At 61.6% G+C, this 23,792-nt stretch carries 25 protein-coding genes and 1 riboswitch; of the genes, 7 read left to right on the top strand and 18 right to left on the bottom strand.

Annotated features, from left to right (window positions below; translation table 11 throughout):
* Positions 1-2: 2 nt before the first annotated feature.
* The 7 genes from HDE79_RS11125 to HDE79_RS11095 all read right to left on the bottom strand — a co-directional run bounded on the left by HDE79_RS11125 (position 3) and on the right by HDE79_RS11095 (position 5,717).
* Positions 3-551 carry a GNAT family N-acetyltransferase gene (locus tag HDE79_RS11125; protein ID WP_184602024.1) on the bottom strand — a complete coding sequence of 183 codons (549 nt, stop codon included), beginning with the start codon at positions 549-551 and terminating at the stop codon, positions 3-5.
* Entirely contained in the window at positions 551-997 is a 447-nt protein-coding gene (gene nusB, locus HDE79_RS11120) for a transcription antitermination factor NusB (protein ID WP_184602023.1), read from the bottom strand. The genes HDE79_RS11125 and nusB overlap by 1 nt, the downstream gene beginning before the upstream one ends.
* Complete coding sequence (gene ribE / locus HDE79_RS11115) at positions 997-1,458, bottom strand: 6,7-dimethyl-8-ribityllumazine synthase (protein WP_184602022.1); 462 nt, start codon at positions 1,456-1,458, stop codon at positions 997-999. Before ribE ends, nusB begins: the two co-directional genes overlap by 1 nt.
* A 100-nt stretch (positions 1,459-1,558) precedes the next feature.
* Positions 1,559-2,482, bottom strand: a complete 924-nt coding sequence (ldcA, locus tag HDE79_RS11110; RefSeq protein WP_184602021.1) for a muramoyltetrapeptide carboxypeptidase — start codon at positions 2,480-2,482, stop codon at positions 1,559-1,561.
* A gap of 102 nt (positions 2,483-2,584) precedes the next feature.
* On the bottom strand, positions 2,585-3,676 hold the full coding sequence (gene ribBA, locus HDE79_RS11105) for a bifunctional 3,4-dihydroxy-2-butanone-4-phosphate synthase/GTP cyclohydrolase II (protein ID WP_184602020.1): 1,092 nt from the start codon (positions 3,674-3,676) through the stop codon (positions 2,585-2,587).
* Between the two features lie 62 nt (positions 3,677-3,738).
* Positions 3,739-4,380 carry a riboflavin synthase gene (locus tag HDE79_RS11100; RefSeq protein WP_184602019.1) on the bottom strand — a complete coding sequence of 214 codons (642 nt, stop codon included), beginning with the start codon at positions 4,378-4,380 and terminating at the stop codon, positions 3,739-3,741.
* Positions 4,381-4,528: 148 nt separating this feature from the next.
* Positions 4,529-4,734, bottom strand: a riboswitch (FMN riboswitch).
* A gap of 92 nt (positions 4,735-4,826) precedes the next feature.
* The gene (locus HDE79_RS11095) at positions 4,827-5,717 is read right to left on the bottom strand and encodes a LysR family transcriptional regulator (RefSeq protein WP_255488375.1); all 891 of its coding nucleotides are present in this window, start codon (positions 5,715-5,717) and stop codon (positions 4,827-4,829) included.
* A gap of 125 nt (positions 5,718-5,842) precedes the next feature.
* Here HDE79_RS11095 and HDE79_RS11090 point away from each other — a divergent pair, with 125 nt between their 5' ends.
* A complete protein-coding gene (locus HDE79_RS11090; protein WP_184602017.1) occupies positions 5,843-6,853 on the top strand; it encodes an NAD(P)-dependent alcohol dehydrogenase in 1,011 nt (336 codons plus the stop codon).
* A 180-nt stretch (positions 6,854-7,033) separates the two neighbouring features.
* Here HDE79_RS11090 and ribD read toward each other — a convergent pair whose 3' ends face one another.
* From ribD to glyA, 5 genes are read right to left on the bottom strand one after another with little or no spacing between them, the layout of a single operon-like run.
* A complete protein-coding gene (gene ribD, locus HDE79_RS11085) occupies positions 7,034-8,116 on the bottom strand; it encodes a bifunctional diaminohydroxyphosphoribosylaminopyrimidine deaminase/5-amino-6-(5-phosphoribosylamino)uracil reductase RibD (protein ID WP_184602130.1) in 1,083 nt (360 codons plus the stop codon).
* A gap of 29 nt (positions 8,117-8,145) precedes the next feature.
* A complete protein-coding gene (locus HDE79_RS11080; protein WP_184602016.1) occupies positions 8,146-8,481 on the bottom strand; it encodes an antibiotic biosynthesis monooxygenase in 336 nt (111 codons plus the stop codon).
* Between the two features lie 31 nt (positions 8,482-8,512).
* Positions 8,513-9,034, bottom strand: a complete 522-nt coding sequence (gene nrdR / locus HDE79_RS11075) for a transcriptional regulator NrdR (RefSeq protein WP_184602015.1) — start codon at positions 9,032-9,034, stop codon at positions 8,513-8,515.
* Between the two features lie 2 nt (positions 9,035-9,036).
* On the bottom strand, positions 9,037-9,735 hold the full coding sequence (locus HDE79_RS11070; protein ID WP_184602014.1) for a CTP synthase: 699 nt from the start codon (positions 9,733-9,735) through the stop codon (positions 9,037-9,039).
* Between the two features lie 10 nt (positions 9,736-9,745).
* Positions 9,746-11,014 (bottom strand): serine hydroxymethyltransferase, encoded by a 1,269-nt coding sequence (gene glyA, locus HDE79_RS11065; RefSeq protein WP_184602013.1) that lies wholly within the window; start codon positions 11,012-11,014, stop codon positions 9,746-9,748.
* A 137-nt stretch (positions 11,015-11,151) separates the two neighbouring features.
* Between glyA and HDE79_RS11060 the strand changes: the two genes are divergently transcribed.
* Positions 11,152-12,234 carry a hypothetical protein gene (locus HDE79_RS11060; protein ID WP_184602012.1) on the top strand — a complete coding sequence of 361 codons (1,083 nt, stop codon included), beginning with the start codon at positions 11,152-11,154 and terminating at the stop codon, positions 12,232-12,234.
* Between the two features lie 12 nt (positions 12,235-12,246).
* Entirely contained in the window at positions 12,247-12,849 is a 603-nt protein-coding gene (locus HDE79_RS22240; protein WP_184602011.1) for a TetR/AcrR family transcriptional regulator, read from the top strand.
* A 129-nt stretch (positions 12,850-12,978) separates the two neighbouring features.
* On the opposite strand, the gene HDE79_RS11050 is transcribed toward HDE79_RS22240, so the two are convergent.
* Positions 12,979-13,851, bottom strand: coding sequence for a DUF817 domain-containing protein (locus tag HDE79_RS11050; RefSeq protein WP_184602010.1), 873 nt, complete (start codon positions 13,849-13,851; stop codon positions 12,979-12,981).
* Positions 13,852-14,115: 264 nt separating this feature from the next.
* On the opposite strand from HDE79_RS11050, the gene ettA reads away from it, so the two are divergent.
* The 3 genes from ettA (at position 14,116) to HDE79_RS11035 (ending at position 17,714) form a co-directional block, all read left to right on the top strand.
* Complete coding sequence (ettA, locus tag HDE79_RS11045) at positions 14,116-15,777, top strand: energy-dependent translational throttle protein EttA (protein WP_184602009.1); 1,662 nt, start codon at positions 14,116-14,118, stop codon at positions 15,775-15,777.
* A gap of 80 nt (positions 15,778-15,857) precedes the next feature.
* Entirely contained in the window at positions 15,858-16,685 is an 828-nt protein-coding gene (gene pyrF / locus HDE79_RS11040) for an orotidine-5'-phosphate decarboxylase (RefSeq protein ID WP_184602008.1), read from the top strand.
* 54 nt (positions 16,686-16,739) lie between these two features.
* Positions 16,740-17,714, top strand: a complete 975-nt coding sequence (locus HDE79_RS11035) for an MBL fold metallo-hydrolase (protein WP_184602007.1) — start codon at positions 16,740-16,742, stop codon at positions 17,712-17,714.
* An 8-nt stretch (positions 17,715-17,722) separates the two neighbouring features.
* Here HDE79_RS11035 and HDE79_RS11030 read toward each other — a convergent pair whose 3' ends face one another.
* From HDE79_RS11030 to HDE79_RS11010, 5 genes are all read right to left on the bottom strand, one after another.
* Entirely contained in the window at positions 17,723-18,919 is a 1,197-nt protein-coding gene (locus HDE79_RS11030) for an acyltransferase (protein WP_184602006.1), read from the bottom strand.
* Positions 18,912-19,661, bottom strand: a complete 750-nt coding sequence (locus tag HDE79_RS11025) for a queuosine precursor transporter (protein ID WP_184602005.1) — start codon at positions 19,659-19,661, stop codon at positions 18,912-18,914. Before HDE79_RS11025 ends, HDE79_RS11030 begins: the two co-directional genes overlap by 8 nt.
* A 126-nt stretch (positions 19,662-19,787) precedes the next feature.
* Positions 19,788-20,072, bottom strand: a complete 285-nt coding sequence (locus HDE79_RS11020; protein WP_184602004.1) for a DUF427 domain-containing protein — start codon at positions 20,070-20,072, stop codon at positions 19,788-19,790.
* Complete coding sequence (def, locus tag HDE79_RS11015) at positions 20,065-20,601, bottom strand: peptide deformylase (protein WP_184602003.1); 537 nt, start codon at positions 20,599-20,601, stop codon at positions 20,065-20,067. Before def ends, HDE79_RS11020 begins: the two co-directional genes overlap by 8 nt.
* Positions 20,602-20,722: 121 nt before the next feature.
* The gene (locus HDE79_RS11010) at positions 20,723-21,532 is read right to left on the bottom strand and encodes a DUF4197 domain-containing protein (protein WP_184602002.1); all 810 of its coding nucleotides are present in this window, start codon (positions 21,530-21,532) and stop codon (positions 20,723-20,725) included.
* Positions 21,533-21,704: 172 nt separating this feature from the next.
* Between HDE79_RS11010 and HDE79_RS11005 the strand changes: the two genes are divergently transcribed.
* Positions 21,705-23,789 (top strand): carbon starvation CstA family protein, encoded by a 2,085-nt coding sequence (locus HDE79_RS11005; protein ID WP_184602001.1) that lies wholly within the window; start codon positions 21,705-21,707, stop codon positions 23,787-23,789.
* Positions 23,790-23,792: the final 3 nt, after the last annotated feature.

The raw sequence follows: 23,792 nt of genomic DNA, 5'->3' as shown, positions 1-23,792 counted from the left end.
GTTTACGTATCGCGCGTGAAGACGTGCACGGTAGAGCCGTGAACCTGGCCTTCCATCCAGAAGTTGAAGCCGGCTTTCGCGGCCAACCGCGTCGACGCCACGTTTTCCGGATCGATGATGCAGCAGGAGCGGTGCTTGCCGAAATGGCTGTCGCCCCACGTCTGCACAGCGGCCAGCGCCTCGCTGGCGTAGCCCTTGCCATGTGCCCGCGACGCCAGCACCCAGCCCAGCTCCGGCATACCATCCAGCGAAGGCGTCATGCCGCGGCGAAAGTCAGCGTAACCGATATCGCCGATCAGCTGGCCGCTGGCCTTTTCCTCCAACGCCCAATAGCCGTAACCGAGCAACGACCACAAGCCGGGGTAGCGCAGCAACCGCATCCACGCATCAGTCGGCGAAGCCGGTTGGCCGCCGAGAAAGCGATATACCGCCGGATCAGCCCAGGTCGCCGCGAACGCCGCATGGTCATCCGCCCGATGCGCGCGCAGGCGCAGACGTTCGGTTTCCAGCACCGGCGCAGCCATGTTGTGCTTACCGGCCGCGCCCGACATCAGCCGCGCTTCTCCACCGAACGCAATTCGGCAGCCAGCTTGTCCAGCACACCGTTGACATAGCTGTGGCCGTGATCGGCACCGAAGCGCTTGGTGACTTCGATCGCCTCGTTGATCACCACGCGATACGGTACGTCGGGGCGAAACTTCAGTTCATACGTGGCCAGTCGCAGCGCAGCGCGCTCGATCGGATCGATCTGTGCGACCTCGCGGTCGATATGCGGGCGCAACGCTTCGTCGAGCGCGTCGACGTTTTTCTCCACGCCGTGCAGCAAATCCTCGAAGTATTCGAGGTCGGCAATTTCCATGTCCTGTTCGTGGCGGAACTGGTCGATCACCGCGTTCATATGGCTGCCGCTGAGCTGCCACGCATACAGCGCCTGCAGCGCACGACGGCGTGCGCGCGAACGCGCGGCCATGTCCAGGCCCTGCGGCGCCTGTGCCATCACAGCTTGCCGTACAGGTTGACCATCTCGAGCGCGGCCAGTGCAGCGTCGACGCCCTTGTTGCCGGCCTTGGTGCCCGAGCGCTCGATCGCCTGCTCGATGCTGTCCGTGGTCAATACGCCGAACGCCACCGGCACACCGGAGCTGTATGCGGACTGGGCAAGACCCTTGGCGCACTCGCCGGCGACGTAATCGAAGTGCGGTGTGCTGCCGCGTATCACTGCGCCCAGTGCGATGACTGCGGCGTACTTGCCGGAGTTGGCCAGCTTGTGGGCGGCCAGCGCGATCTCCCAGGCGCCCGGTACGCGGATCAGCTCAATCGCGTCGTCCTTCACGCCATGGCGTACCAGCACATCGCGCGCACCGGCGACCAGTGGCTCGACGACGAAGCCGTTGAAGCGGCCGGCGACGATGGCAAACTTGCCCTTGGGTGTGGCGAAATCGCCTTCGATGATCTTCATTTACGTATTCCTTGGTGGACCGCAGTCCAGGCTGACTGCGTATTTTACGGGTTTGCCGGCACTCCTGCTTGATTGCGGGTGCCGGATGGCTATTCAGGCATTAGCGCTTGAGATGCGGATAACCGCTGAAATCCAACTGCGCCTTGCCGCCAGACGCCCGCAACCGCGCTGGCGCACCGAACGGCAAGGTGAATTTTTTCGGTTCGTGGCCGAACGGCAAGCCGTCGATGACCGGAATATCGACCACACCACGCAACTGCGCGAAACCTTGCGTCAGGTCGTAGCCGTTGTCGTAGCTGCTGGCCTTGCACTGGGTGAAGTCACCCAGCAACAGCGCGCGCTGGCGACCCAATACACCCGACAAATGCAGCTGATACAGCAGCCGTTCGATGCGGAACGGTGGCTCGGTGACGTCCTCGACAAACAGGATGCCGCCGTCGATCGCCGGGAAATACGGCGTGCCGATCAGGCTGCACAGCATCGCCAGATTGCCGCCCCAGAGCGGACCTTCCACGTCAATATCGACCTGATCGCTGGTACTCCAGGCGGCTGAAGACTGCGGCGCGCGCACGGTGCTCCAGAAATGCTGCAAGGTGAAATCGCTGGCGACCTCGGCACCGAAATCCGGCCCCAGCATGGGACCGCCGAAAGTCAGCAGCCCGCACTTCGCGTGCAGAGCCATCTGGATCGCAGTGAAGTCGCTATGACCGACCAGCACGATATCGCTGCCGGTCAAGCGTTCGCGCAATGCCTCGTAGTGCAGATGTGGCAACAGGCGCGTGGCACCGTACCCCCCACGCACCGCGAGTGCGATGTCGGGCAGGGAATCCATCGAAGCTAGCGCGTTGATATCGGCAGCGCGCTGCGCATCACTGCCGGCATAACGCAACTCGACGCGATCGAGTACATCCAGTCCACTCACCTCGCAGCCCGACTCACGCAGACGCGTCACGCCACGCGCCATCGCAGCGCGATCGTGCGGATAACCGGAGGGGGCCAGCAGGCGGACAGCTGTATGTGTCATCGTCACGGTCAGTCGGTGAGAAAGCTGGAGTATGCCGGTAAGCAGTACCTGCGGCATGTTGAAAACGGGGCACCAAAGAGCATTTGCGGTGGCGCGTCGCGCTCAGACGTACTCAGTCACCTCAAGTCCGAAGCCACCCAGGCCCACCAGCTTGCGCGGCGTGCCGAGTACGCGCAGCCGATGCACGCCCAGATCGACCAGGATCTGCGCACCCAAGCCGTGCTGGCGCCATTCCTGTTGCTGCATTTCTTCAGGCGCCTGCGTGGTGGGCTGGCGGTTGAGGCGTGCCAGCAGCGCTTCGGGCGTATCTTCGCCGGATAGCACCAGCAGTACGCCGCGATCTTCATCGGCAATGCGGCGCAAGGCCGAGGTGACGGTAAGGCCCAGATCGTCGCGCTGCAGATGAAGCACGTCCGAAAGCGTGTTGCGCACGTGGACGCGCGACAGCACGGGGGCGCCGTCATCGACGGTGCCGCGCACCAGCGCGTAGTGCAGGCCCTTGCGAATGGCGTCGCGATAGGCAATCAGCTTGAATGGACCGAATTCGGTCTGCACCTCGTCCTCATAGACACGTGTCACGGTCTTTTCGGTTTCCAGGCGATAACGGATCAGGTCGGCGATCGAGCCAATCTTCAAACCGTGTTTGGCCGCAAAGACTTCCAGCTCGGGGCGACGTGCCATCGAGCCGTCTTCATGCAACACCTCGATCAGCACGGCGGATGGCTCCAGCCCAGCTAGGCCAGCCAGATCGCAACCTGCCTCGGTGTGGCCCGCGCGTGTGAGTACACCACCCGGTTGTGCAGTCAGCGGGAAAATATGGCCAGGCTGGTTGATGTCTTGCGGCTTCGCATCGGGCTTCACCGCCACCTGGATGGTGCGCGCGCGATCGTGCGCCGAGATACCGGTGGTGACGCCTTCGGCCGCCTCGATCGAGACAGTGAAATTGGTGTGGTATTGCGAGGTGTTGTCACTGACCATCGGCTTCAGGCCAAGCTGGCGCGTGCGCTGTTCAGTCAGCGTCAGGCAGACCAGACCGCGCGCTTCGCGCACCATGAAGTTGATGTCTTCGGCGCGCACTTTCTCGGCAGCCATGATCAGATCGCCCTCGTTCTCACGGTCCTCGTCATCGAGGATCACCACCATGCGACCAGCGCGGATGTCTTCCAGAATTTCAGGAATGGTATTGAAGGCCATGAGTGTTCCCTGCAGGTTTTTTTGCGCGACGCCAAAGGCATCGCGAACTAGAAGCGTTGAACTCAGGCGAAGCCGTGTTGTTTCAGAAAGGCCTCGTCGAGCTTCGGCGCATCGCCGCTGGTCAGCAGGCGCTCGACGTAACGCGCGATCACGTCCACTTCGATGTTCACCGCATCACCGGCGCGACGCGCGTGGAAAGCGGTGTTTTCGACGGTATGCGGAATCAGGTTGACGCCGAAGCGCTGCCCGGCCACTTCGTTGACAGTGAGACTGGTGCCGTCGATACAGACCGATCCCTTGGCAGCGATATAGCGCGACAGCGCGGCGGGCACTTCGAATACCCAACGCTGCGAACGGCCATCCGGCGTGATCGACACCACCTTGCCCAAACCATCGACGTGACCGGAAACCAGATGACCGCCGAGACGATCGGCCAGGCGCAACGCCTTTTCCAGATTCACCGGGTCGCCGGCTTTCAGCTTGCCCAGTGTAGTCAGTGACAACGTCTCGTTGGAAACATCGGCGCTGAAGCCGCGCGTCTCCAGCGTGACCGCGGTGAGACATACGCCAGAGACGGAAATCGAGTCGCCCAGTTGCACGTCGGCGAGATCGAGTCCGGCCGTATCGATGGCCAGACGCACATCGCCACCACGCGGTTCGAGCCGCGCGATACGACCAACGGTTTGAATAATGCCGGTAAACATCAGCGCACCTCCGGCAGGAGGCGGATGCTCGAGAGGATGATCGACTGGAACAACTGGATCAATTTCATGAAACGTTTCCCGCGTTGAGTACATGCGAAGAAACGCCCCAAGGCACGAGGTCGGCGCGCAACCGCGAGGCTGCACGTTCGACCGTCTTCTTTTATCCGGACTTTCTGGAAACTGTCGCCAGCTTCCAACCGTCGGCTCCGGATTCTGACCGGATCTGCTGACCCTCGGTGTAGCTCCTCACGGAGTTGGCCGAGGCGCTCGCGGGCTCGTCGTTGGAAAGCCTCCGTAAAGACCGCCCTTCAACCTACCGCCGGTGGGGAATTTCGCCCCGCCCTGAAGACGCTAATGGTGTTTGCCGGCGAACCGGCTCACGAAGTTTAACACCATCTCTGGATTCGCCCGCGGCCGCCAGCGTGCATGGTGCAGGACGCTGTGTGTCAAACGATCTTATCAACCGGTCGCAACGTCTCTACCAGATAGTCGATCAGCCGCCGCAAGGCGGGCGCACTATCAGCGCCCGGAAGCCACAACAATTGGATCGGCGAGCTAGCAAGCTGCCACTCCGGCAGCACTTCAACTAACCGGCCGCTCGCCACCAGAGGATCGCCCATGTAGTCGCCCAGGATCCCGATTCCAACCCCTGCCAGTATCGCGTCTCGTGTGGCCTGGGAGTCGTTGCAGGTCAGTACCGGATCGATACGTACCGAGCTGCGTCTGCGCTGCTGACTGAATTGCCACAATGTGCCGGTGCGCAAGCCGCTGAAGGCAATGCAACGATGTGTCTTTAAGTCAGCAGGATCTGTAAGCGACGGAGCCGTCCGCATGTACGCTGGCGAGGCACACAGATAGCGGCGCATCGTGCCTAGCCGGCGCGCCACCAGCTGCGTATCCGCCAACCGGCCAATACGCACGGCAAGGTCGATCTTCGCTGCGACCAGATCAATATAGACATCGTCATAAACCGCCTCCACACGAATTTGCGGGTGCCTTTTCATGAAGGTTGCCAGTAAAGGCGCTATGCAATGACGTCCGTAAGCGCTCGGCAGATGCAGGCAAAGTCGCCCGGAAGGCTCACCTCCACGTGGACGAAGGTCTGCGGCCAGCTCTGTCATCACCACTTCCAGCCGCTCGCAATGCATCAGCAACTGCGCGCCTCGCGGGGTCAGCGTCATGCGCCGCGTAGTACGGAGGAACAGCTTGCCACCCACAGCCTGTTCTAGCGACGCGATGCGCCGGCTCAGCACTGAGGGCGTGCAGGCGACCTCGCGCGCCGCCTGCGAAAAATTGAGGCGCCTTGCCGCGATGGCAAAGCTACGCAGCTCGCGCAACCTGGTCGGCGTCAGCTCAAGCGATTTGTTCATACAGTGAACTAAAGATGTGTTGTTTCGATGGATTATCACCTAGGAACAATGGGCCCACCATGACTCCATTCCTAATGTCACGGAGCATCAGCATGCGCGCCCAACAACTCACCGCTTTCGGCTTGGACCATCTGCAGCTCATCGACCTACCAGCCCCGCGTCCTGGCCCGGGAGAAGTGCTGGTGAAGATGGAGGCCGCCTCGCTCAATTATCGCGATCACTTGCTAGTCAACGGCCAGCTCTACCGCGGCGTGAATCTGCCAATCGTGCCGGTCTCTGACGGCGCTGGCACGGTGCTTGAGGTCGGTACCGGCGTTACGCGCTTCAAACCGGGCGATCGCGTTACCACTTTCTACAAGTCGCGCTGGACCGCTGGCGCGATGCGACCGGAGTGGGAAGGTGCCGACATCGGCGGCCCTCAGGAGGGTGTGATGCGCGAGCTGACCTGCTACGACGCCTACTCGCTGGCACGCGCACCCTCGAATCTATCCAGCCTGCAGGCAGCGACACTGCCTATCGCCGCGCTCACCGCATGGACGGCGTTGGAACAGGCACGCGTTACTACGGGCCAGACGGTGTTGTTGCTCGGCACCGGCGGCGTCTCGCTGTTCGCCCTACAGTTTGCCAAGTTGCGCGGGGCACGCGCGATCTTGCTTTCATCGAGCGACGCCAAACTGGCTCGTGCGAAGACGCTCGGTGCCGATGTCGTCATCAACTACGTGGAACATCCCGAATGGGGCTCGATAGTGCGCGAGGCTACCGGCGGTATCGGCGTAGATGCCGTGATCGAAACGGTGGGCGCCTCCACCTTTGCACAATCGTTGGAAGCGGTCAGCATGCATGGCTTCGTGGGTGTGGTGGGCTTCATGGGCGGCATCGAGGCCACAATATCCCTGACCAAGATCATCCTAAAACGTGTAAAAGTTCAGGGAATCTCGGTGGCGTCACTGGAAGAACACGAACGCATGGTGTCAGCCATTGAGTCGACCCATTTGGTACCGGTACTGGATGACGTGTTCGGCTTCGAAAAGCTGACCGAAGCGTTCGAATATCTTGTGCAGGGCAAGCACTTCGGCAAGATCGGCATCGACTTTGCACGCTGACGGACCAGACTCTGCGCCCATTGGCGTAAAGCAGTGGATAGAGTCCAGATTTGCCATATGCAGGGGGTTTGCATAGCTTTTTAAGTACCGATCTCAAGCGTGCCTATCACTAGGCGTAAAACCTCGATCATGCGCCCTACCCATAGTCATCGGCCTGGTTGGCAACGATGCAACGTTGAATCAAGCAACTTTTATTGGACGCAAGCGACAACGCCAGTCGCTGCCCACCTGGCGCTGTTCGATCATCTGCAGTTTCCAACGGTCGGCCATGTCACTTAGCGTGGGCAGTTGCAGCAGTGGTCGCGCACTGTCGCCAAGTAGCAGCGGTGCGATGTAGAGCAACAGCTCGTCGACCAGGCCGGCGGCGAACAGCGCGCCACAGAGTACCGGGCCGGCTTCCACCTGGACTTCATTGCAACCGCGCTCGGCAAGCAGCGTCAGCACAGCCTTCAGGTCGAGCAGCTTGCCCTGCTCCGGCACGAACAGGTATTCAGACGGACTGGAGGGTCCGTCGCCTTCGTCAGCGGAATCAGCGATCGTCGCCGAGTGAAGAATCAGAGTCGGCACACTGCCGTCCAGTACATGACTGTCTGCCGGCGTGCGCCGCTGGCGATCCAGTACCACGCGCAACGGCGGTGTAAATACCTGATCGTCGGGCAACCGCACGGTCAGTCGCGGATTGTCCGCCAGCACTGTGCCACTGCCGGTGAGGATGGCCGAGCTGCGCGCACGCCAGCGCTGCACGTCGACCCGCGCGGCTTCGCCGGTAATCCACTTGGACTCGCCGTTGGCCAGCGCGGTGCGAGCATCCAGACTCATCGCCAGCTTGATGCGCAACCAGGGCCGGCCGCGCTCGATGCGGCTGAAGAATCCGATATTGAGTTCGCGCGCGGCATCACGCATCAAACCGTTTTCAACGCTGATGCCAGCCTCGCGCAGCATGGCAATACCTCGTCCAGCGACCTGTGGGAAGGGATCTTCCGCGGCGATCACCACGCGTGCCACGCCCGCCGCGATCAGCGCCTCGGCGCATGGCGGCGTTCTGCCGTGATGTGCGCAAGGTTCCAGTGTGACGTAAGCGGTCGCGCCACGCGCTTGCTCACCCGCTTCGCGCAGGGCGAACACTTCCGCATGCGGTTCACCGGCGCGCTGATGCCAGCCTTCGCCGACGACCCTGTCTCCTTGTGCGATGACGCAGCCCACGCGTGGATTCGGCTGCGTGGTGTAAAGCCCAAGCTCGGCCAGTCGCAGCGCGTGTGCCATATGGCCATGATCGATGGCGCTGAAAACCGTCACGAACTGGATGCCGCTTTGGATTCAGGGAATGGCGCCCAGCAATCCAGCGCACTTTCCAGCTCCTGCGGCGGCAGGCGTTCGATGATCGCCAGGGCTGCGCGCTCGCGCATGCCGGACTCGGCGTCATCGCCTTCCATCAACTGGAAAAAATGTTCGCGTGCCTCGCGCGAGGTCCACCGTGCGATTGCAACCCAACAGCCTTCCGTATCCTTGAACAGACTGGAGCCGCCCGAGCCGGCCGCAACTCCCAACAGCGTAATGCGGTGCCAGTTGGCGATGAAGTCCTGCTCCAGCTCGGGGTGCAGACGCCAACGGTAGATGGCCACAAACATGCTTGCTCCTTACATCGGTGCGCGAAGCCGATCAGCTTTTTTTGGTGCGCCTGGCGGCGGTTTCGCCGAGCAGCTGCAGCTGCAGTGTTTCCAGCCCCGGCAGATCGCGCTCGAGCTTTTCGATCTCTTCGCGAAAGGCGTGTACGTCTTCGAAACTGCGATAGACCGAGGCGAAACGCACGTAGGCTACCTGGTCGAGATTCTTCAGTTCGCGCATCACCAGCTCGCCAACCTCACGCGACGGCACCTCGCGGTCGCCGCTGCGGCGCAGGTCATTGACGATGGCGCGCACCGCGGCATCCACCGCGTCGCTGGTGACCGGACGTTTCTGCAGCGCACGCTCGAAACTCACCCGCAGCTTGCGCTCGTCGAACGTCTCGCGGCGCTCGCCACTTTTCACGATGGTTGGCAGCTTCAGGTCGGCCGTTTCGAACGTGTTGAAACGCTCGCCGCACTGCGGACACTCACGCCGACGCCGCACCGTTCCGCCGTCCTCGGCGAGGCGTGAATCGATCACGCGGGTGTCTTCGTGCTGGCAGAAGGGGCAATGCATGGTTACCGAGTGTGGATGATGGCTTCGACGAACGCACGCACCGGCGGTGATAGCCGACCTTTGAATACGTTCCGCTCATGCTGGAACAGCGTGGCAACGAAGAACGGATGGTTATCCAGTTCAATGCCGCGAATATCGTCACTATCATCGAGCGCGCTGACGCGGAGCGGACTGTCCGTCAGCGCGTGGCGAAAGTCGGCACTCAAGCCATAGCTGCAGTGATATCCCTCGACAATCGATGTCTCGCCATACGCGCGCGCCAGCCGCGAACCTTCGACCAGATGCACCGTGTCGGCAACCTCCACCAGGGAGCAGAGCAATGGCACGATGACCTGGCGTTCCGCCTGCGGCGCCGTCTCGGCATGCTCGGCATCCGTCCAGCCCATGACGTTGCGGGCGTATTCGATGACGGCGTGCTGGAAACCACCACAGGTACCCAGAAAGGGAATCTGTTGTTCGCGCGCGATGCGAATCGCCGTGAGCGCGCCATCCATATCGCGATACGGACTGGCCGGCACACACCACACGCCGTCAAGCCTGGACAAAGCCGCGCCATCACCGATTTGATCCGTGCCGATCCAGATAACGTCAATCGACACGTCACAAGCAACGGCCGCCATCTCGAGCGTCAACGGGATAGCGCGATGCGCAACGACAGAGTCATTGCGATCACCGATGAGTCCGATCTGCAAGGACGACATGCCAGAAAGCTCAGCCGTAAACCGGAAACTTCTTGCACTGAACGGTGACTGCCTCGCGCACCTTGGCAATCACGGCCTCATCGCCTGGCTTGTCCAACACGTCGCAAATCCAGTTCGTCAGCTCGATCGTATCGGCTTCGAGATAACCACGCGTCGTGATCGCCGGCGTACCGACGCGCAGACCAGAGGTGACAAAAGGCTTGCGCGGGTCGTTCGGTACGGCATTCTTGTTGACGGTGATATGCGCCTTGCCCAGCGCCTCTTCCGCGTCCTTGCCGGTAACGTCCTTGCCGATCATGTCGACCAGCATCAGGTGGTTTTCGGTACCGCCGGAAACGATCTTGTAGCCGCGCTCGATAAAGGTCTTGGCCATCGCCTTCGCGTTCTTGATGACCTGCGCCTGATAAGTTTTGAACTCCGGCTCCAGCGCTTCTTTGAAAGCCACGGCCTTGGCCGCGATGACGTGCATCAACGGTCCACCCTGGATGCCGGGGAACACGATCGACTGCAGCTTCTTCTCGATCTCTTCGCCTGCGCTTCCGCTTGCATTGCGGCTGGCGACGATGATGCCGCCGCGCGGGCCGCGCAGCGTCTTGTGCGTGGTCGAGGTGACCACGTGCGCATGCGGCAGCGGGCTCGGGTAGACGCCAGCCGCGACCAGGCCGGCGATATGTGCCATGTCGACAAACAGGTAGGCACCGATCTTGTCGGCGATGGCGCGGAAGCGCGCCCAGTCCATCAGCTGCGAGTAGGCGCTGTAGCCAGCCACCACCATCTTCGGCTTGTGTTCCACGGCGAGGCGCTCGACTTCGTCGTAATCGACCATGCCGTGTTCGTTCACGCCGTACTGCACGGCGTTGAATATCTTGCCGGAGAAATTGACCTTGGCGCCGTGGGTGAGATGGCCACCATGGGCGAGCGACATGCCGAGAATCGTGTCGCCCGGCTGCAGCAGCGCGAAATACACCGCCTGATTGGCCTGCGAGCCTGAGTGCGGCTGCACGTTGGCGTAGTTGGCGCCGAACAATTCCTTGAGCCGCTCGATCGCCAGCTTCTCGGCAATATCCACGTATTCGCAGCCACCGTAGTAGCGCTTGCCCGGATAGCCCTCGGCGTACTTGTTGGTGAGTTTCGACCCCTGGGCTTCCATCACGCGCGGGCTGGCGTAGTTCTCCGAGGCGATCAGTTCGACGTGATCTTCCTGGCGCTGGCCTTCGTCGGCGATGGCCTTGGCTAGTTCTTCGTCGTAACCGGCGATTGTGCAGTCCTTGGGGAACATTCGAACCTCATGGGTAATAGGCGGGGATGAACTCCGAAGTGTAGCGGCCATGGGCAATGGGGGCCATCGCCAGGCCTTGCGCAGGCATTTCCGTACGGTGTACCGTACGTTGTACGCAATCAACATTGAGGACCTCCATGCCGATCTCCATCCGCAGCGTTGCCACGCGCGCGTGGTGTCTCGCGATCCTGCTGCTCGTTTCTGCGCCTTCCGGTGTCTTCGCTCAGGGCACTTCCGGCGTGGGGTTCCATGCCATCCACATCCACGATCCGGTGAACAACGGCACGATGCCCGGCTGGGTGTTCTACCCCACAGCCCAGGCACCCGGCGAGACCACGATTGGCCCCTATCATGTCGCCGCCACCATTGATGCGCCGGCCATCCCGGGCGCGAAACCGCTGGTGGTGATTTCACACGGCAATGGCGGTTCGAATCTCGGTCACAACGAACTGGCGACCTATCTGGCAAGCCATGGCTTCATCGTTGCCACGCTCGAACACCCCAAAGACAACTTCCACGACGTGAGCGGCGTGGGAAACGCGTCGGTGCTGGTTGGCCGCCCCATTCAAGTCAAAGCAACGATCACGATGCTGCTCAACGATCCGCGCTGGAAGCCGCTGATTGATGCGAATCGCATTGGCGTCTCTGGTTTTTCGGCTGGCGGCTACACAAGCCTGATGGTTGTCGGTGCCATACCGCAATTTCGCCGCTTCATCGACTTCTGCCATCGCTATCCGAACGATCAGGGAGTTTGTCACGACGCGAAGCGAAGGATCGCTGAAGCGCAAAGCCACGGTCAGACCATTGAGCAAGTGATGGATGGTATCGAAAGCCAGCTCACGCGATGGGGCAATACCGCCGATCCGCGCGTCAAAGCAGCGTTCGTGATGGCGCCGCTGAGCTTGATCTTCGACCAGGCCGGTATCGAGAAGATCGATCGCCCGGTGTTCCTTTACTACGGCGATGCAGATCATGTGCTGATTCCGCCGGAAAATGCCGCACGCATCCAGCCATGGATGAAAACCTTGGTCGGCGTCAAAGTGGTACCCAGGGCAGATCACTGGGTGTTTATCGATCCCTGCACAGCGCAACTGAAGCAAGAGAACGCGATGATCTGCAGTGATCCGCCCGGCGTCGATCGGATCAAGGTACATCAGCAGCTCGATGCAGATGCGCTGGCGTTTTTCCGCAAGACACTGAACATATCGCCAAGCCACTGATCCGGAATCCGCGTGCCCAAAGCACTCAGCGAAAACGAAACCGAAGCTTTCCGCGCTCGTATCTGCCAGGCAGCGGCAAAAGTCTTCGTTGAAGAAGGCCCGGCGGCGGTCACCATGCGCCGCCTGGCTACCGAACTGGGATGCGGCACGATGACGCCCTATCGCTACTACGGCAGCAAGGACGAAATCATCACTGCGATACGCACGCGCGGCCTGCACGGTCTTTCCGAGACGTTGGAGAATGCGCTCGATTCACCCGGCGATGGCCGCACACGTAGCCGCAATGTACGCGATGCCTATATTGACTTCGCGCGCAACAACACCGCGACCTACCGGTTGATGTTCGAATATCCGGAGACCAACCGCGACGATCCGGCCTACCGCGAAGCGCATGCGCGCATGTGGCGCTGCATTGCGGCCGACACGCAGGTGATGATCGACGAAGGCACCATCGACGCCGAGGCGCCGATCCTCGGCCATCAGATATGGGCAGCCTTGCATGGTGCGGTGATGCTGGAGATCGCCGGCCTGCTGCCGCAAGATTTCGATGCCGCCACGCTGCATACACTCACCTTTGCCGCGTTGATGGAATCGGCTCGGCCATCAAAGCGCTAGGTTGGCGGTGAGCGATACAACAAGCACGGGGTCGGCAGCGAACGCTAATGGCTTTTGTAGGTTGGGTTAGCGCAGCGTAACCCAACAAATTCCGCAAGTTTTCGTTGAATTACGCTGCGCTAACCCAACCTACAAGGGCTTCGCAGGCTTGTTGCTCTTGCGTGCTGCCACTGCACTCACCATCACATAGCTGATGATCATCAACAAAAACCACGCGCCCAGTTTCGACAGCGGCACCATGGTCCATCCATGATGCTGCACCGGGTAGCGCCAGGCGGCGGTGAAGGTACCGATGTTCTCGGCGATCCAGATAAACGTCGCTACCAGCACGAAGCCGAGCAGCAGTGGCATGCGCCGATGCACTTGGCGAATACGGAAATAAACCCAGGTACGACCGAACAACAGCGCCACCACCGCGAACAGCAGCCAGCGCAGATCGGGCAGAAAATGATGAGTGAAGAAATTCACATAGATCGCCACTGCCAGCACCACGGTGGAACGGAACGGCGGATGACGTGTGAAGTGGAAATCGAACAACCGCCACGCCCGCGCGAGGTAGCTGCCGATCGACGCATACATGAAGCCGCTGAACAGCGGTACGTCGCCGAGCCGCAATAGCGACGGCTCGGGATATTCCCAGGAGCCGACCGAGGTCTTGAACAGCTCCATCAGCGTGCCGACGACGTGAAACAGCAGGATCACCCGCGCCTCCTCGATGCTTTCCAGCCGCGACAGCAGCAAGACCAGCTGGATCGCCAGCGCCGCCAGCGTGAGGAAGTCATAGCGCGCCAACGGCGCATCGGCCGGATACCAGCGCCAGGTAGCCAGCAGCAGCGCCACCATCAGCCCGCCGAACAGGCAGGCGGACGCCTGCTTGACGCCGAAGCACACAAACTCATGGGCAAACACGGCCAGACGTCCGTGCGGGCGCAGGCGTCGAGCCAGCTGCCAGTCCAGCACGTTCACATAGCGCCAGGGCAGCGCGATGGCTTTGAAGTTCATGGGCAGGCGTTCCAACCATCGGGATTCACCGAGGATCAGCCACCGTCATGGCCATGCCGCAGCGCGCTGGAGGCAATCCGCGGGCAGATAACAGCCGACCTGCATGGACATGCCTCGGAGGTGTGACTCGATCAGGACCCGGAGCACTCGCGAAAGCGCCCTCCGTCAACGTCCGATCACCACAAGCCGCTATAATAGGCGGCTAGACTATTTTTCTTTTCGTGTCGCCCTCTGTGGACGGCGCGGTAAGCCTACGGAGGCTGCATGCAGTACATCTACACCATGAACGGGGTGAGCAAGATCGTTCCCCCGAAACGTCAGATCATCAAGGACATCTCGCTGTCCTTCTTCCCTGGCGCCAAGATCGGTCTGCTCGGCGTCAACGGCGCCGGCAAGTCCACCGTGCTGAAGATCATGGCCGGCGTGGATACCGACTTCCAGGGCGAGGCACGCGCCAACCCCGGCACCAAAATCGGTTACCTGGCGCAGGAACCGCAGCTCGATCCAGAAAAGACCGTGCGCGAAGCCGTTGAGGAAGGGGTATCCGAAATTCTGGATGCGCAGAAGCGGCTGGAAGAGGTCTACGCCGCCTATGCCGAAGAAGGCGCCGACTTCGACAAGCTGGCTATCGAGCAGCAGAAGCTCGAGAACTTGCTGGCCGCCAACGACGCGCATGCCCTTGAGCGCCAGTTGGAAGTGGCCGCCGACGCGCTGCGCCTGCCGCCGTGGGATGCCAAGATCGGGCCGCTGTCCGGTGGTGAAAAGCGCCGCGTGGCGCTGTGCCGTCTGCTGCTGTCCAAGCCAGACATGCTGCTGCTCGATGAGCCGACCAACCATCTGGACGCCGAGTCGGTCGACTGGCTGGAGCAGTTCCTGCACGACTACGCAGGTACCGTGGTAGCTGTGACGCATGACCGCTACTTCCTCGACAACGCCGCCGAGTGGATTCTCGAGCTCGATCGCGGCCGCGGCATTCCGTGGAAGGGCAACTACACCGAGTGGCTGGAGCAGAAGGGCGAGCGTCTGGCACGCGAAGAAGCCTCAGAAAAGGGTCGCCAGAAAGCCCTCGCCCGCGAACTCGAATGGGTGCGCTCCGCTGCCAAGGGCCGTCAGTCCAAAGGCAAGGCGCGTATCAATCGCTTCGAAGAGCTGAACTCGGTCGAGTACCAGAAGCGCAACGAGACCAACGAGCTGTATATCCCGCCGGGCGAGCGCCTGGGCCAGGAAGTGATCGAGTTCAAGAACGTCAGCAAGTCGTTCGGCGACAAGCTGCTGATCGACGATGTGTCGTTCAAGGTGCCACCGGGCGCCATCGTCGGCGTGATCGGTCCCAACGGCGCCGGCAAGTCGACCCTGTTCAAGCTGATCATCGGCCAGGAAACGCCGGACCAGGGTGAGGTGAAGCTCGGCCACACCGTGCAGTTGGCCTACGTCGACCAGTCGCGCGACAACCTCGATGCGAAGAAAAACGTGTGGCAGGAAGTCTCCGGCGGTGCCGACATCATCACCATCGGCCGCTACGAACTGCAGTCGCGCGCGTATATCGGTCGCTTCAACTTCAAGGGTACCGACCAACAAAAACTCGTTGGTTCGCTCTCCGGTGGTGAGCGCGGTCGCCTGCACCTGGCCAAGACCTTGATGCAAGGTGGCAATGTACTGCTGCTCGATGAGCCGTCCAACGATCTGGACGTCGAGACGCTGCGCGCACTGGAAGATGCGATGCTCGAGTTCCCCGGCTGCGCGATGGTGATCTCGCATGACCGCTGGTTCCTCGACCGCATCGCCACGCACATCATCGCGTTCGAAGGCGATTCGCACGTCGAATTCTTCCCCGGCAACTACAACGAGTACGAAGCCGACAAGAAGCGTCGCCTCGGCGAAGAAGGCGCGCGACCGCACCGAGTGAAGTACAAGAAGTTGGCGTAATTCGCGGACGCTGCAATTGTGCTGAAATCGCATGCCAGCTTTTGATAAAGCCGGCATGCTTACAAAGACGGGAGACCACGATGAGTTTCATGCAGTCGCTGCAGCAGGCATGGGCACGCAACAACTCGCTGGTCTGCGTGGGGCTGGATCCGGAGCCCGCGAAATTTCCCGCCGCATTCCACGGCGAACCGGATGCGGTATTTGATTTCTGCCGCGCCATCGTCGATGCCACCGCCGATCTGGCCTGCGCATTCAAGCCGCAGATCGCACACTTCTCCGCGCTGCGTGCCGAGGATGCACTCGAGCGACTGATCGCACATATCCATGATAAGCACCCCGGTGTGCCGGTAATCCTGGACGCCAAGCGCGGCGACATCGGCTCTACAGCACAGCACTACGCCACCGAGGCGTTCGATCGCTACGGCGCCGATGCCGTGACGCTCAATCCTTACCTCGGTCGCGACTCGGCCCAGCCGTTTCTCGATCACGCCGACAAGGGCGTGATCCTGCTCTGCCATACCTCCAACCCTGGTGCGGCCGATCTACAGGATCTCAACGTGTATGACGCCAACGGCGTCGCCAAGCCGCTCTATCAGCATGTGGCGCAGATCATCGCTCGCGACTGGAACGCGAACGGCAACTGCGCCCTGGTCACCGGCGCCACCTGGCCAAAGCAGCTGGCCGAAGTCCGCGCCCTGATCGGCGACATGCCCCTGCTAGTGCCCGGCATCGGCGCGCAAGGCGGCGACGTGGAAGCCGTGGTGCGCTACGGCCAGACCGCCAACCACACCGGCCTGATGATCAACTCGTCCCGCGCGATTCTCTATGCCGGCAGCGGCGAGGATTTCGCTGAGGCCGCACGCGCTGCCACGCAGGAATTGCGCGATAGCATCAATCGCTATCGCTGAGCGATCCCCACGTCATTGCGCTACTGTCATCCGGTCTCCCGGATGACAAGTCCCATGCGCCAACCTTCCGATCACACCGATAGTTTCGATCCCTCCCGTCGACGCCTGCTGCTGGCCAGCGGCCTGGCCCTGACCGCCGGCACGCTGCCACTGCGCCTGATGGCGCAAGCCACCAACGCCAAGCCTCGCTCGCGTCTGATCCTGCTCGGCACCGCCGGCGGCCCCACGCCGAAGGCGGATCGATCCGCGCCGGCCAACGCCATTGTTGTCGACGGCGTGGTCTACGTGATCGATTGCGGCAACGGCGTAGCGCGCCAGATGGTAAAGGCCGGGCTCAATCTTGGCGCAATCCGCAACGTCTTCATCACCCATCAGCACTCCGACCACAACGCCGACTACGGCAACTTGTTGTGGCTCTCCTGGGCCGGTCCGCTGCATACACGCGTGGATACGTGGGGACCGCCGCCGCTCGCCGAGATGACGCGGTTGTTCCTGCAAATGAACGACTACGACATCCGCACGCGCATCACCGACGAGGGACGACAGCCCCTGGCGCCGCTCATCGTGCCGCACGAACTCAGCGGCGCCGGCGTGGTGATGCAGGACGCACGGGTAAAAGTTACCGCCGCCCTGGTGCAGCATCCACCCGTCACGCCCGCGTTCGCCTATCGCTTCGACTGCCCCGACCGTTCCATCGTGTTCTCCGGCGACACGCGTCCCTCCGACAATCTGATAGCGCTGGCGCGCGGTGCCGACGTGCTGGTGCACGAAGTGATGTATCTGCCCGCACTGGAAAAGCTGATCGCCACCGAACCCAACGCCGCGCGACTGCGCGAACATCTGCTCGCCAGCCATACCACCACCGAACAAGTCGGGCGCATCGCCACCGAAGCCGGCGTGAAGACGCTCGTGCTTACCCATTTCGTACCGGGCGGCTATCCGCCCATCGCCGACGAGGTATGGCGCAACGCGGTGGCCCCGCACTTCAAAGGGCGCCTGATCGTGGGACACGACCTGCTGGAAATCTGAGCAGCGACTCAGGCGTTTTCGTTCGCCTGCGCCAAGCGCATCGATGACTTCGCCGTGATCAGCCGTGCGCGCAGCCACTGCTCGGATGGCAGGGACACATAGCGTTGCACCGCACGTCCAAGCACCCAGCACAACGACAAGGCCGGCAGATACCACAGAAAGCCGAGCGTGATATCGCCGCCCATGGCCTTGTAGATGCGCACCATGCCGTACACAACGAACATGTGGCTAAGATAGATCTCGTAGCTGAGCCTGCCCCACGAAGCCAGCCAGCCGAATCCGCGAACTCGCGATACCGGGCGTGCCTGCAAACCGATTAACATCAGCATCGCCGATAGCGTGAGCAAGAGCAGGATGCTGTCGCCAATCAGCGACCAGAGAAAACGGCCATCAAACATCTCCGCGATCATGCCGAGCCCGCCCACGACAATCAAAACGCGCGCCTGCGTCACCGAAAGTACCGGCCAGCGCCGCGCCAGCAGCGCGCCAATCACGCCGATCGCGATGGCCGACATGCCCGGCAGATACGCCTTCTCCTGCCAGATCTCATTGTCCGTCAGCGCCGCGTGTGTCCACGGCATCGACACGGCCAGCAGCACCAGCAACGGTGCGAGTATCCAGACGCGGCGCGTAAGCAGGCAGACAATCGGAAAGCCGATATAGAACACCTCTTCGATTGACAGCGACCACAGCACGTCCCAGTTGCCCGGCAGGTAACCGGTCATGCCCTCGTACCAGTTCAGATGCAGGCCGAGCGCGGCCAGAACGGCGCGAGGTAGCGACTGCCCAGGACGATCAATGACGTAATCCTGTACGCCAAACCCGTGCAGTGCGCTTAGCAAGGCCACCAGCAACAGCAGGCATGACACGATGCGCGAGAAGCGCAGCGCATAGAAGGTCTTCATGTCGATTCGCGCCAGATCGCCCCAACGGCGCAGCGCGTTACCGGTAATCAGGAAACCCGATATCACGAAGAACACGAACACCGCTTCGTAGCCGTTGTAGTTCAGATCGGACAGAAAACGCGCCGGCAGCAAATCAGCCAGCGCGGTCTTCTTCAGCGGAATGCGAATGCCAATATGGTTGAAAATCACCAACACGATGGCCAGACCGCGCAGCAAATCGATGCCAACATTGCGCGGTGTGCTGGCCGGCACACCCGCATGCTCTGTCGCAAAACGGCTCACTCTGACGACCTCACGCATGCGGCGCCTGCCGACCTTCATCGCGCAGGCTGAAGGGATTGAAGCGCGTGCCGTAATCGAAGGTATCCACGTTTTCAGTGCGCTTGAGCCAGCCGATCACGGCATAGGTCACCGGCGTCAGCACCACTTCGACCAATACCTTCATGGTCCAGTTGAACAGAATCACTTTGACCAGGGTCGTACTTTCCCAGATGCCATAGAAGGCGATCGGGTAGAAGGTGATGCTGTCGAAGGCCTGGCCGAACACGGTGGACCCGATCGTGCGCGTCCACAGATGCCTGCCCTTGGTGAGTAGCTTGAGCCGGGCCATCACGAACGCATTGACGAAGTCGCCGACCCAGTAGCCGATCATCGAGGCCACGGCGATACGCGCGGTACCACCGAAGACAGTCTCCAGTGCTGGCTGCAACTTTTGATTGAACGGCTCGGCGCCGCTGGGCGGCATGTGGATGACCACATACGACATCACCGTGGCGAAGATCATCGCGCCGAAGCCGGCCCAGATCGCGCGCCGCGCCCGTGCATAGCCGTACACCTCGGTGAGCACGTCACCGAAGATATAGCCGATCGGAAAGAACAGATTGCCGGTGCCAAAACTCAGTGCACCGATCCACGGCAGATCGATCACGCTGACCTTGGCCGGGCCGATCAGGTTGGAACACAACAGAACCGCGACCATGCCGGCAACCAGCATGTCGTAATAGCGAAAGCCACGCGCAGGCGCGGCGCCGGACACATTCATCAGATCGCCCCAAAGAGTGATGGATGAAGCATACCCGGGGCGACGCGATGTTTACCTGGCTCTGATCAAAAGCCGCGATCGATGATCGACTTCAGCGACCCGCGACAGATCGACCCGCACCAGAGATCAGACCACCTCGACCCCGTGCCAGAACGCCACGTGATCCTTGATCTCTTTCGCGGCGTCCTTCGGCTCCGGGTAATACCAGGCGGCATTGGCGTTTACCTCGTCGCCGACCAGCACGTCGTAATAGCTGGCTGTGCCTTTCCAGCCGCAGACGGTATGGTGATCGCTGCTGCGAAAGTTTTCCTTGCGCAGTGACTCGACCGGAAAATAGTGGTTGTTCTCAACTACCACAGTCCTGTCACTCTCGGCCAACACGACACCTTTCCACAATGCACGCTTAGTCATCGGTCAACTCCTGTCCGGGGAACAGCACGTCGGTGTAGCCGAACTTGCTGAAATCGGTAATGCGGGTGGGATATAGACGGCCAATCAGATGGTCGCATTCGTGCTGCACCACGCGCGCATGAAAGCCTTCGGCAGTGCGCTCTATGCGCTCGCCTTTCGGATCGATGCCCTCATAGCGGATCAGGCTGAAGCGGCTCACCGCACCGCGCAGGCCAGGAACGGAGAGACAGCCTTCCCAGCCTTCTTCCATATCCTGCGACAACGGAGTGATCACCGGATTGAGCAGGATCGTCTGCGGCACCGCCGGCGCATCAGGATAACGCTCGCTGCTCTCGAAACCGAAAATCACCAGCTGCATGTCGATGCCGATCTGCGGCGCGGCCAGACCGACACCACCGACCGAATGCATGGTCTCGAACATGTCGGCGATCAGCGTATCCAGCTCGGCGCTGCCGATCAGTGCTTCGGGCACCAGCGGCGCAATGCGCAGCAGGCGCTCGTCGCCCATCCTCAAAATCTCGTGAATCATGCAAGCCTCATCGTCTAAAACGCTCTCTTGACTTGATGTGGTCGCATCACGCGAATGCAAGTCAATGCGCCGGGTTCAGCGTCTACTCAAGCAGCATCGACGTTCAAAAAACGTTGCGGCGCTAATTGCCGCCAAACACCTTCTTCAGCAGGTCGGTGCTGCGCGCCGCGGGGTTCTGCCGAATCGACTGCTCCTCCTGGCCGATCATGGCAAACAGGCCATCCAGCGTTTTTGCGGTGACATAGTTGTCCAGATCGAGCGGGCTGCCGTCCGTGTTCGATTTGCCACCGCCGAACTTGCCCAATGCACCGCCCAAGCCACCGAGCGCACCGCCGCCACCGCCACTGCTTGCTGTGAATGCCTTGTACTTCTGCGTGACGCCGACGCTGTCGGTGGCTTGCGCCACGATCGGGTGGATCCGTGCGGTCAGCGCATCACCCGCCACGCGACGAAAGAAATCGGTGGCGGCATGATCACCGCCGGTGAGGATGCCGCGCGCATCGTCCAGCGTCATCTTGCGTATCGCGTCACCGAAGATGTCGGCAACCTGCGGCACGGCTTTTTCCGCTGCGCGATTGAGACTCAGCTGGAACGCATCAACCTTGGCACCCTGCCCCAGCTTGCGCGCCAGATTGCCGGCCTGCTCGAGCTTGCCCGGCAGCGGAATCCGCACGCTCGGGTTATTCGAGAATCCGCCTTCGTGGCCGAGGTTGTTGATCGCATTGGTGGTTCCCTTGGCCAGCGCCTCCTTGATGCCTGAGGCGATATCGCTGGTCGGCAGGTTGCTGCCCAGGTTCGATGATGACGAACCGTGCGCGGCCTGCTTTGCCTTGTTGAGCAAATTATCCAACTGGCCAGCGCCGGCCGCGCTCAGCGACAGCGCGGCGCTACCAAGTACAACGCCGAACACACAACGGGCGAAAGTGCGCATGACGGACTCCTGCAAAGTGATGGTAGCGCCGAGTTTACGCATCAAACGGGATGACAGCACGCTTCCCGCGAGGCCATATTCCATTAACTGGAACCCATAGAGAGCATTGCAGCATTGACCGCTGCCTCCAGCCCCGCGACTCTTGCCTTATTAGCCGCACGAGATAGCCTCCATGCCCGATTCTCTCAACACTCCCGGTGCCCCAGTCACCATCGCCAGCCGCCTGCTGTGGGCGGTCATCGCCGTGATCGGTGCGGCATGCCTCGGTGTGGTGGCCCTGCGTCGCGGCGAACCGGTGAACGCGATCTGGCTGGTAGCGGCATCGCTGGCCGTGTTCGCCATCGCCTACCGCTTCTACAGCCGCTTCATCGCCAGATTTGTGTTGCGCATGGATGCGACCCGCGCCACGCCGGCCGTGTTGCGCAACGACGGGCTGGACTATGTCCCGACGAACAAGTGGGTGGTGTTCGGTCATCACTTCGCCGCCATTGCGGGTGCGGGCCCGCTGGTCGGTCCGGTGTTGGCGGCGCAGATGGGTTATCTGCCCGGCACCCTATGGATCCTGTTCGGCGTGGTTTTTGCTGGCGCAGTGCAGGATTTCATGATTCTCGCACTGTCGCTACGCCGCGACGGCCGCTCGCTCGGCCATATGTTGCGCGAGGAATTTGGCCCGACGCCCGGTGTGGTGGCGATGTTCGGCGTACTGGTGTTGATGATGATCGTGCTGGCGGTGCTGGCGCTGGTGGTGGTGAAAGCGCTCACGCACAGCCCGTGGGGCACGTTTACCGTGGCTGCCACGATTCCCATCGCGCTACTGATGGGCATCTATCTGCGCTGGTTCCGACCGGGACGCATTCTGGAGGTGTCGTTGATCGGGCTGGCGCTGCTGCTGACCTCGATCGGGTATGGCGCGCACGTCGCTGCGTCATCGACGCTGGCGACGCTCTTCGACTTCGACGCCAAGGCGCTGGCATGGCTGCTGATCGCCTACGGCTTCTGTGCCTCGGTGCTGCCGGTGTGGCTGCTGCTGGCGCCGCGTGATTACCTCAGCACGTTCCTGAAGATCGGTACCATCGCGCTGCTGGCGCTGGCGATCTTCATCGCCGCGCCAACGCTGCAGATGCCGGCGGTGACGAAATTCATCGACGGCACAGGGCCGGTGTTTCAGGGCGGCCTGTTCCCATTCCTGTTTATCACCATCGCCTGCGGCGCCGTATCCGGCTGGCACGCGATCATCGCCTCGGGCACCACGCCCAAGCTGATCGGCAACGAGGGCGAAGCGCGACTGATCGGATACGGTGGCATGCTGATGGAAGCCTTCGTGGCGATCATGGCGCTGATCGCTGCCGCTTCGCTGCATCCGGGCATCTACTTCGCGATGAATGCACCGGGCGCATTGATCGGCAGCACGGTGCAAAGCGCGGCCATGGCGATCAGTCAGCTGGGTTTCGTCGTCACGCCAGACGAGCTGTTACAGACCGCGAAGAACATTGGTGAAACCAGCATCCTCAGCCGCGCCGGCGGTGCACCGACGCTGGCTGTCGGTATGGCGCAGCTGCTGCACAATATCCTGCCCGGCGGCGGCATGATGGCGTTTTGGTACCACTACGCGATCCTGTTCGAGGCACTGTTCATCCTCACCACCGTCGACGCCGGCACGCGTGTGGGCCGCTTCATGATCCAGGAGATCGCCGGTCTGATTCACAAGCCGCTGCAGGCCACCGAATCGTGGACTGGCAACCTGTTGGCCACCGTGATCTGCGTATCGCTCTGGGGTTACTTTTTGTATCAGGGCGCGGTCGATCCGCTTGGCGGCATCAATACGTTGTGGCCGTTGTTCGGCATCGCCAACCAGATGCTGGCGGCCATCGCACTGATGCTGGCGACCGTGGTCGTGGTGAAGCTCAAGCGCCAGCGTTACGTGTGGGTGCCTGGCATCCCCGCTGTGTGGCTGATTACCTGCACGCTCACCGCTGGCTGGCAGAAGCTGGTCGGCCCGATCAGCTTCACGGCTGCCGCCACCAAATACACGCAGGCCGCGCAACAGAGTCATCTGCTGGCACCGGCGAAGACCGCCGCCGAGATGCAGCGCATCGTCACCAACAACCAGGTCGACGCCGCCCTCACCGGCCTGTTCATGCTGCTGATCGTGACCATGCTCGCCTTCTCGCTACGCGCGCTAGTCAAGGCGTGGCAAACCGAGAAGCCAACGGCGAACGAAGAACCCTACGTGGCACTCAACAGCGTGACGCACTGAAAG

Origin of the sequence: Rhodanobacter sp. MP1X3 (assembly GCF_014207165.1) — a bacterium.
Taxonomy (GTDB): Bacteria; Pseudomonadota; Gammaproteobacteria; order Xanthomonadales; family Rhodanobacteraceae; genus Rhodanobacter.
The sequence above is the reverse complement of the archived record's forward strand: the minus strand, read 5'-3'. Positions and strand labels throughout refer to the sequence as shown.

Bases quoted from the DNA above. Each gene is read 5' to 3' on its own strand.
- HDE79_RS11125 (WP_184602024.1), bottom strand. From the start codon at position 551: ATGTCGGGCGCGGCCGGTAAGCACAACATGGCTGCGCCGGTGCTGGAA.
- nusB (WP_184602023.1), bottom strand. From the start codon at position 997: ATGGCACAGGCGCCGCAGGGCCTGGACATGGCCGCGCGTTCGCGCGCA.
- ribE (WP_184602022.1), bottom strand. From the start codon at position 1,458: ATGAAGATCATCGAAGGCGATTTCGCCACACCCAAGGGCAAGTTTGCC.
- ldcA (WP_184602021.1), bottom strand. From the start codon at position 2,482: ATGACACATACAGCTGTCCGCCTGCTGGCCCCCTCCGGTTATCCGCAC.
- ribBA (WP_184602020.1), bottom strand. From the start codon at position 3,676: ATGGCCTTCAATACCATTCCTGAAATTCTGGAAGACATCCGCGCTGGT.
- HDE79_RS11100 (WP_184602019.1), bottom strand. From the start codon at position 4,380: ATGTTTACCGGCATTATTCAAACCGTTGGTCGTATCGCGCGGCTCGAA.
- HDE79_RS11090 (WP_184602017.1), top strand. From the start codon at position 5,843: ATGCGCGCCCAACAACTCACCGCTTTCGGCTTGGACCATCTGCAGCTC.
- ribD (WP_184602130.1), bottom strand. From the start codon at position 8,116: ATGGCACACGCGCTGCGACTGGCCGAGCTTGGGCTTTACACCACGCAG.
- HDE79_RS11080 (WP_184602016.1), bottom strand. From the start codon at position 8,481: ATGTTTGTGGCCATCTACCGTTGGCGTCTGCACCCCGAGCTGGAGCAG.
- nrdR (WP_184602015.1), bottom strand. From the start codon at position 9,034: ATGCATTGCCCCTTCTGCCAGCACGAAGACACCCGCGTGATCGATTCA.
- HDE79_RS11070 (WP_184602014.1), bottom strand. From the start codon at position 9,735: ATGTCGTCCTTGCAGATCGGACTCATCGGTGATCGCAATGACTCTGTC.
- glyA (WP_184602013.1), bottom strand. From the start codon at position 11,014: ATGTTCCCCAAGGACTGCACAATCGCCGGTTACGACGAAGAACTAGCC.
- HDE79_RS11060 (WP_184602012.1), top strand. From the start codon at position 11,152: ATGCCGATCTCCATCCGCAGCGTTGCCACGCGCGCGTGGTGTCTCGCG.
- HDE79_RS11050 (WP_184602010.1), bottom strand. From the start codon at position 13,851: ATGAACTTCAAAGCCATCGCGCTGCCCTGGCGCTATGTGAACGTGCTG.
- ettA (WP_184602009.1), top strand. From the start codon at position 14,116: ATGCAGTACATCTACACCATGAACGGGGTGAGCAAGATCGTTCCCCCG.
- pyrF (WP_184602008.1), top strand. From the start codon at position 15,858: ATGAGTTTCATGCAGTCGCTGCAGCAGGCATGGGCACGCAACAACTCG.
- HDE79_RS11035 (WP_184602007.1), top strand. From the start codon at position 16,740: ATGCGCCAACCTTCCGATCACACCGATAGTTTCGATCCCTCCCGTCGA.
- HDE79_RS11030 (WP_184602006.1), bottom strand. From the start codon at position 18,919: ATGCGTGAGGTCGTCAGAGTGAGCCGTTTTGCGACAGAGCATGCGGGT.
- HDE79_RS11025 (WP_184602005.1), bottom strand. From the start codon at position 19,661: ATGAATGTGTCCGGCGCCGCGCCTGCGCGTGGCTTTCGCTATTACGAC.
- HDE79_RS11020 (WP_184602004.1), bottom strand. From the start codon at position 20,072: ATGACTAAGCGTGCATTGTGGAAAGGTGTCGTGTTGGCCGAGAGTGAC.
- def (WP_184602003.1), bottom strand. From the start codon at position 20,601: ATGATTCACGAGATTTTGAGGATGGGCGACGAGCGCCTGCTGCGCATT.
- HDE79_RS11010 (WP_184602002.1), bottom strand. From the start codon at position 21,532: ATGCGCACTTTCGCCCGTTGTGTGTTCGGCGTTGTACTTGGTAGCGCC.
- HDE79_RS11005 (WP_184602001.1), top strand. From the start codon at position 21,705: ATGCCCGATTCTCTCAACACTCCCGGTGCCCCAGTCACCATCGCCAGC.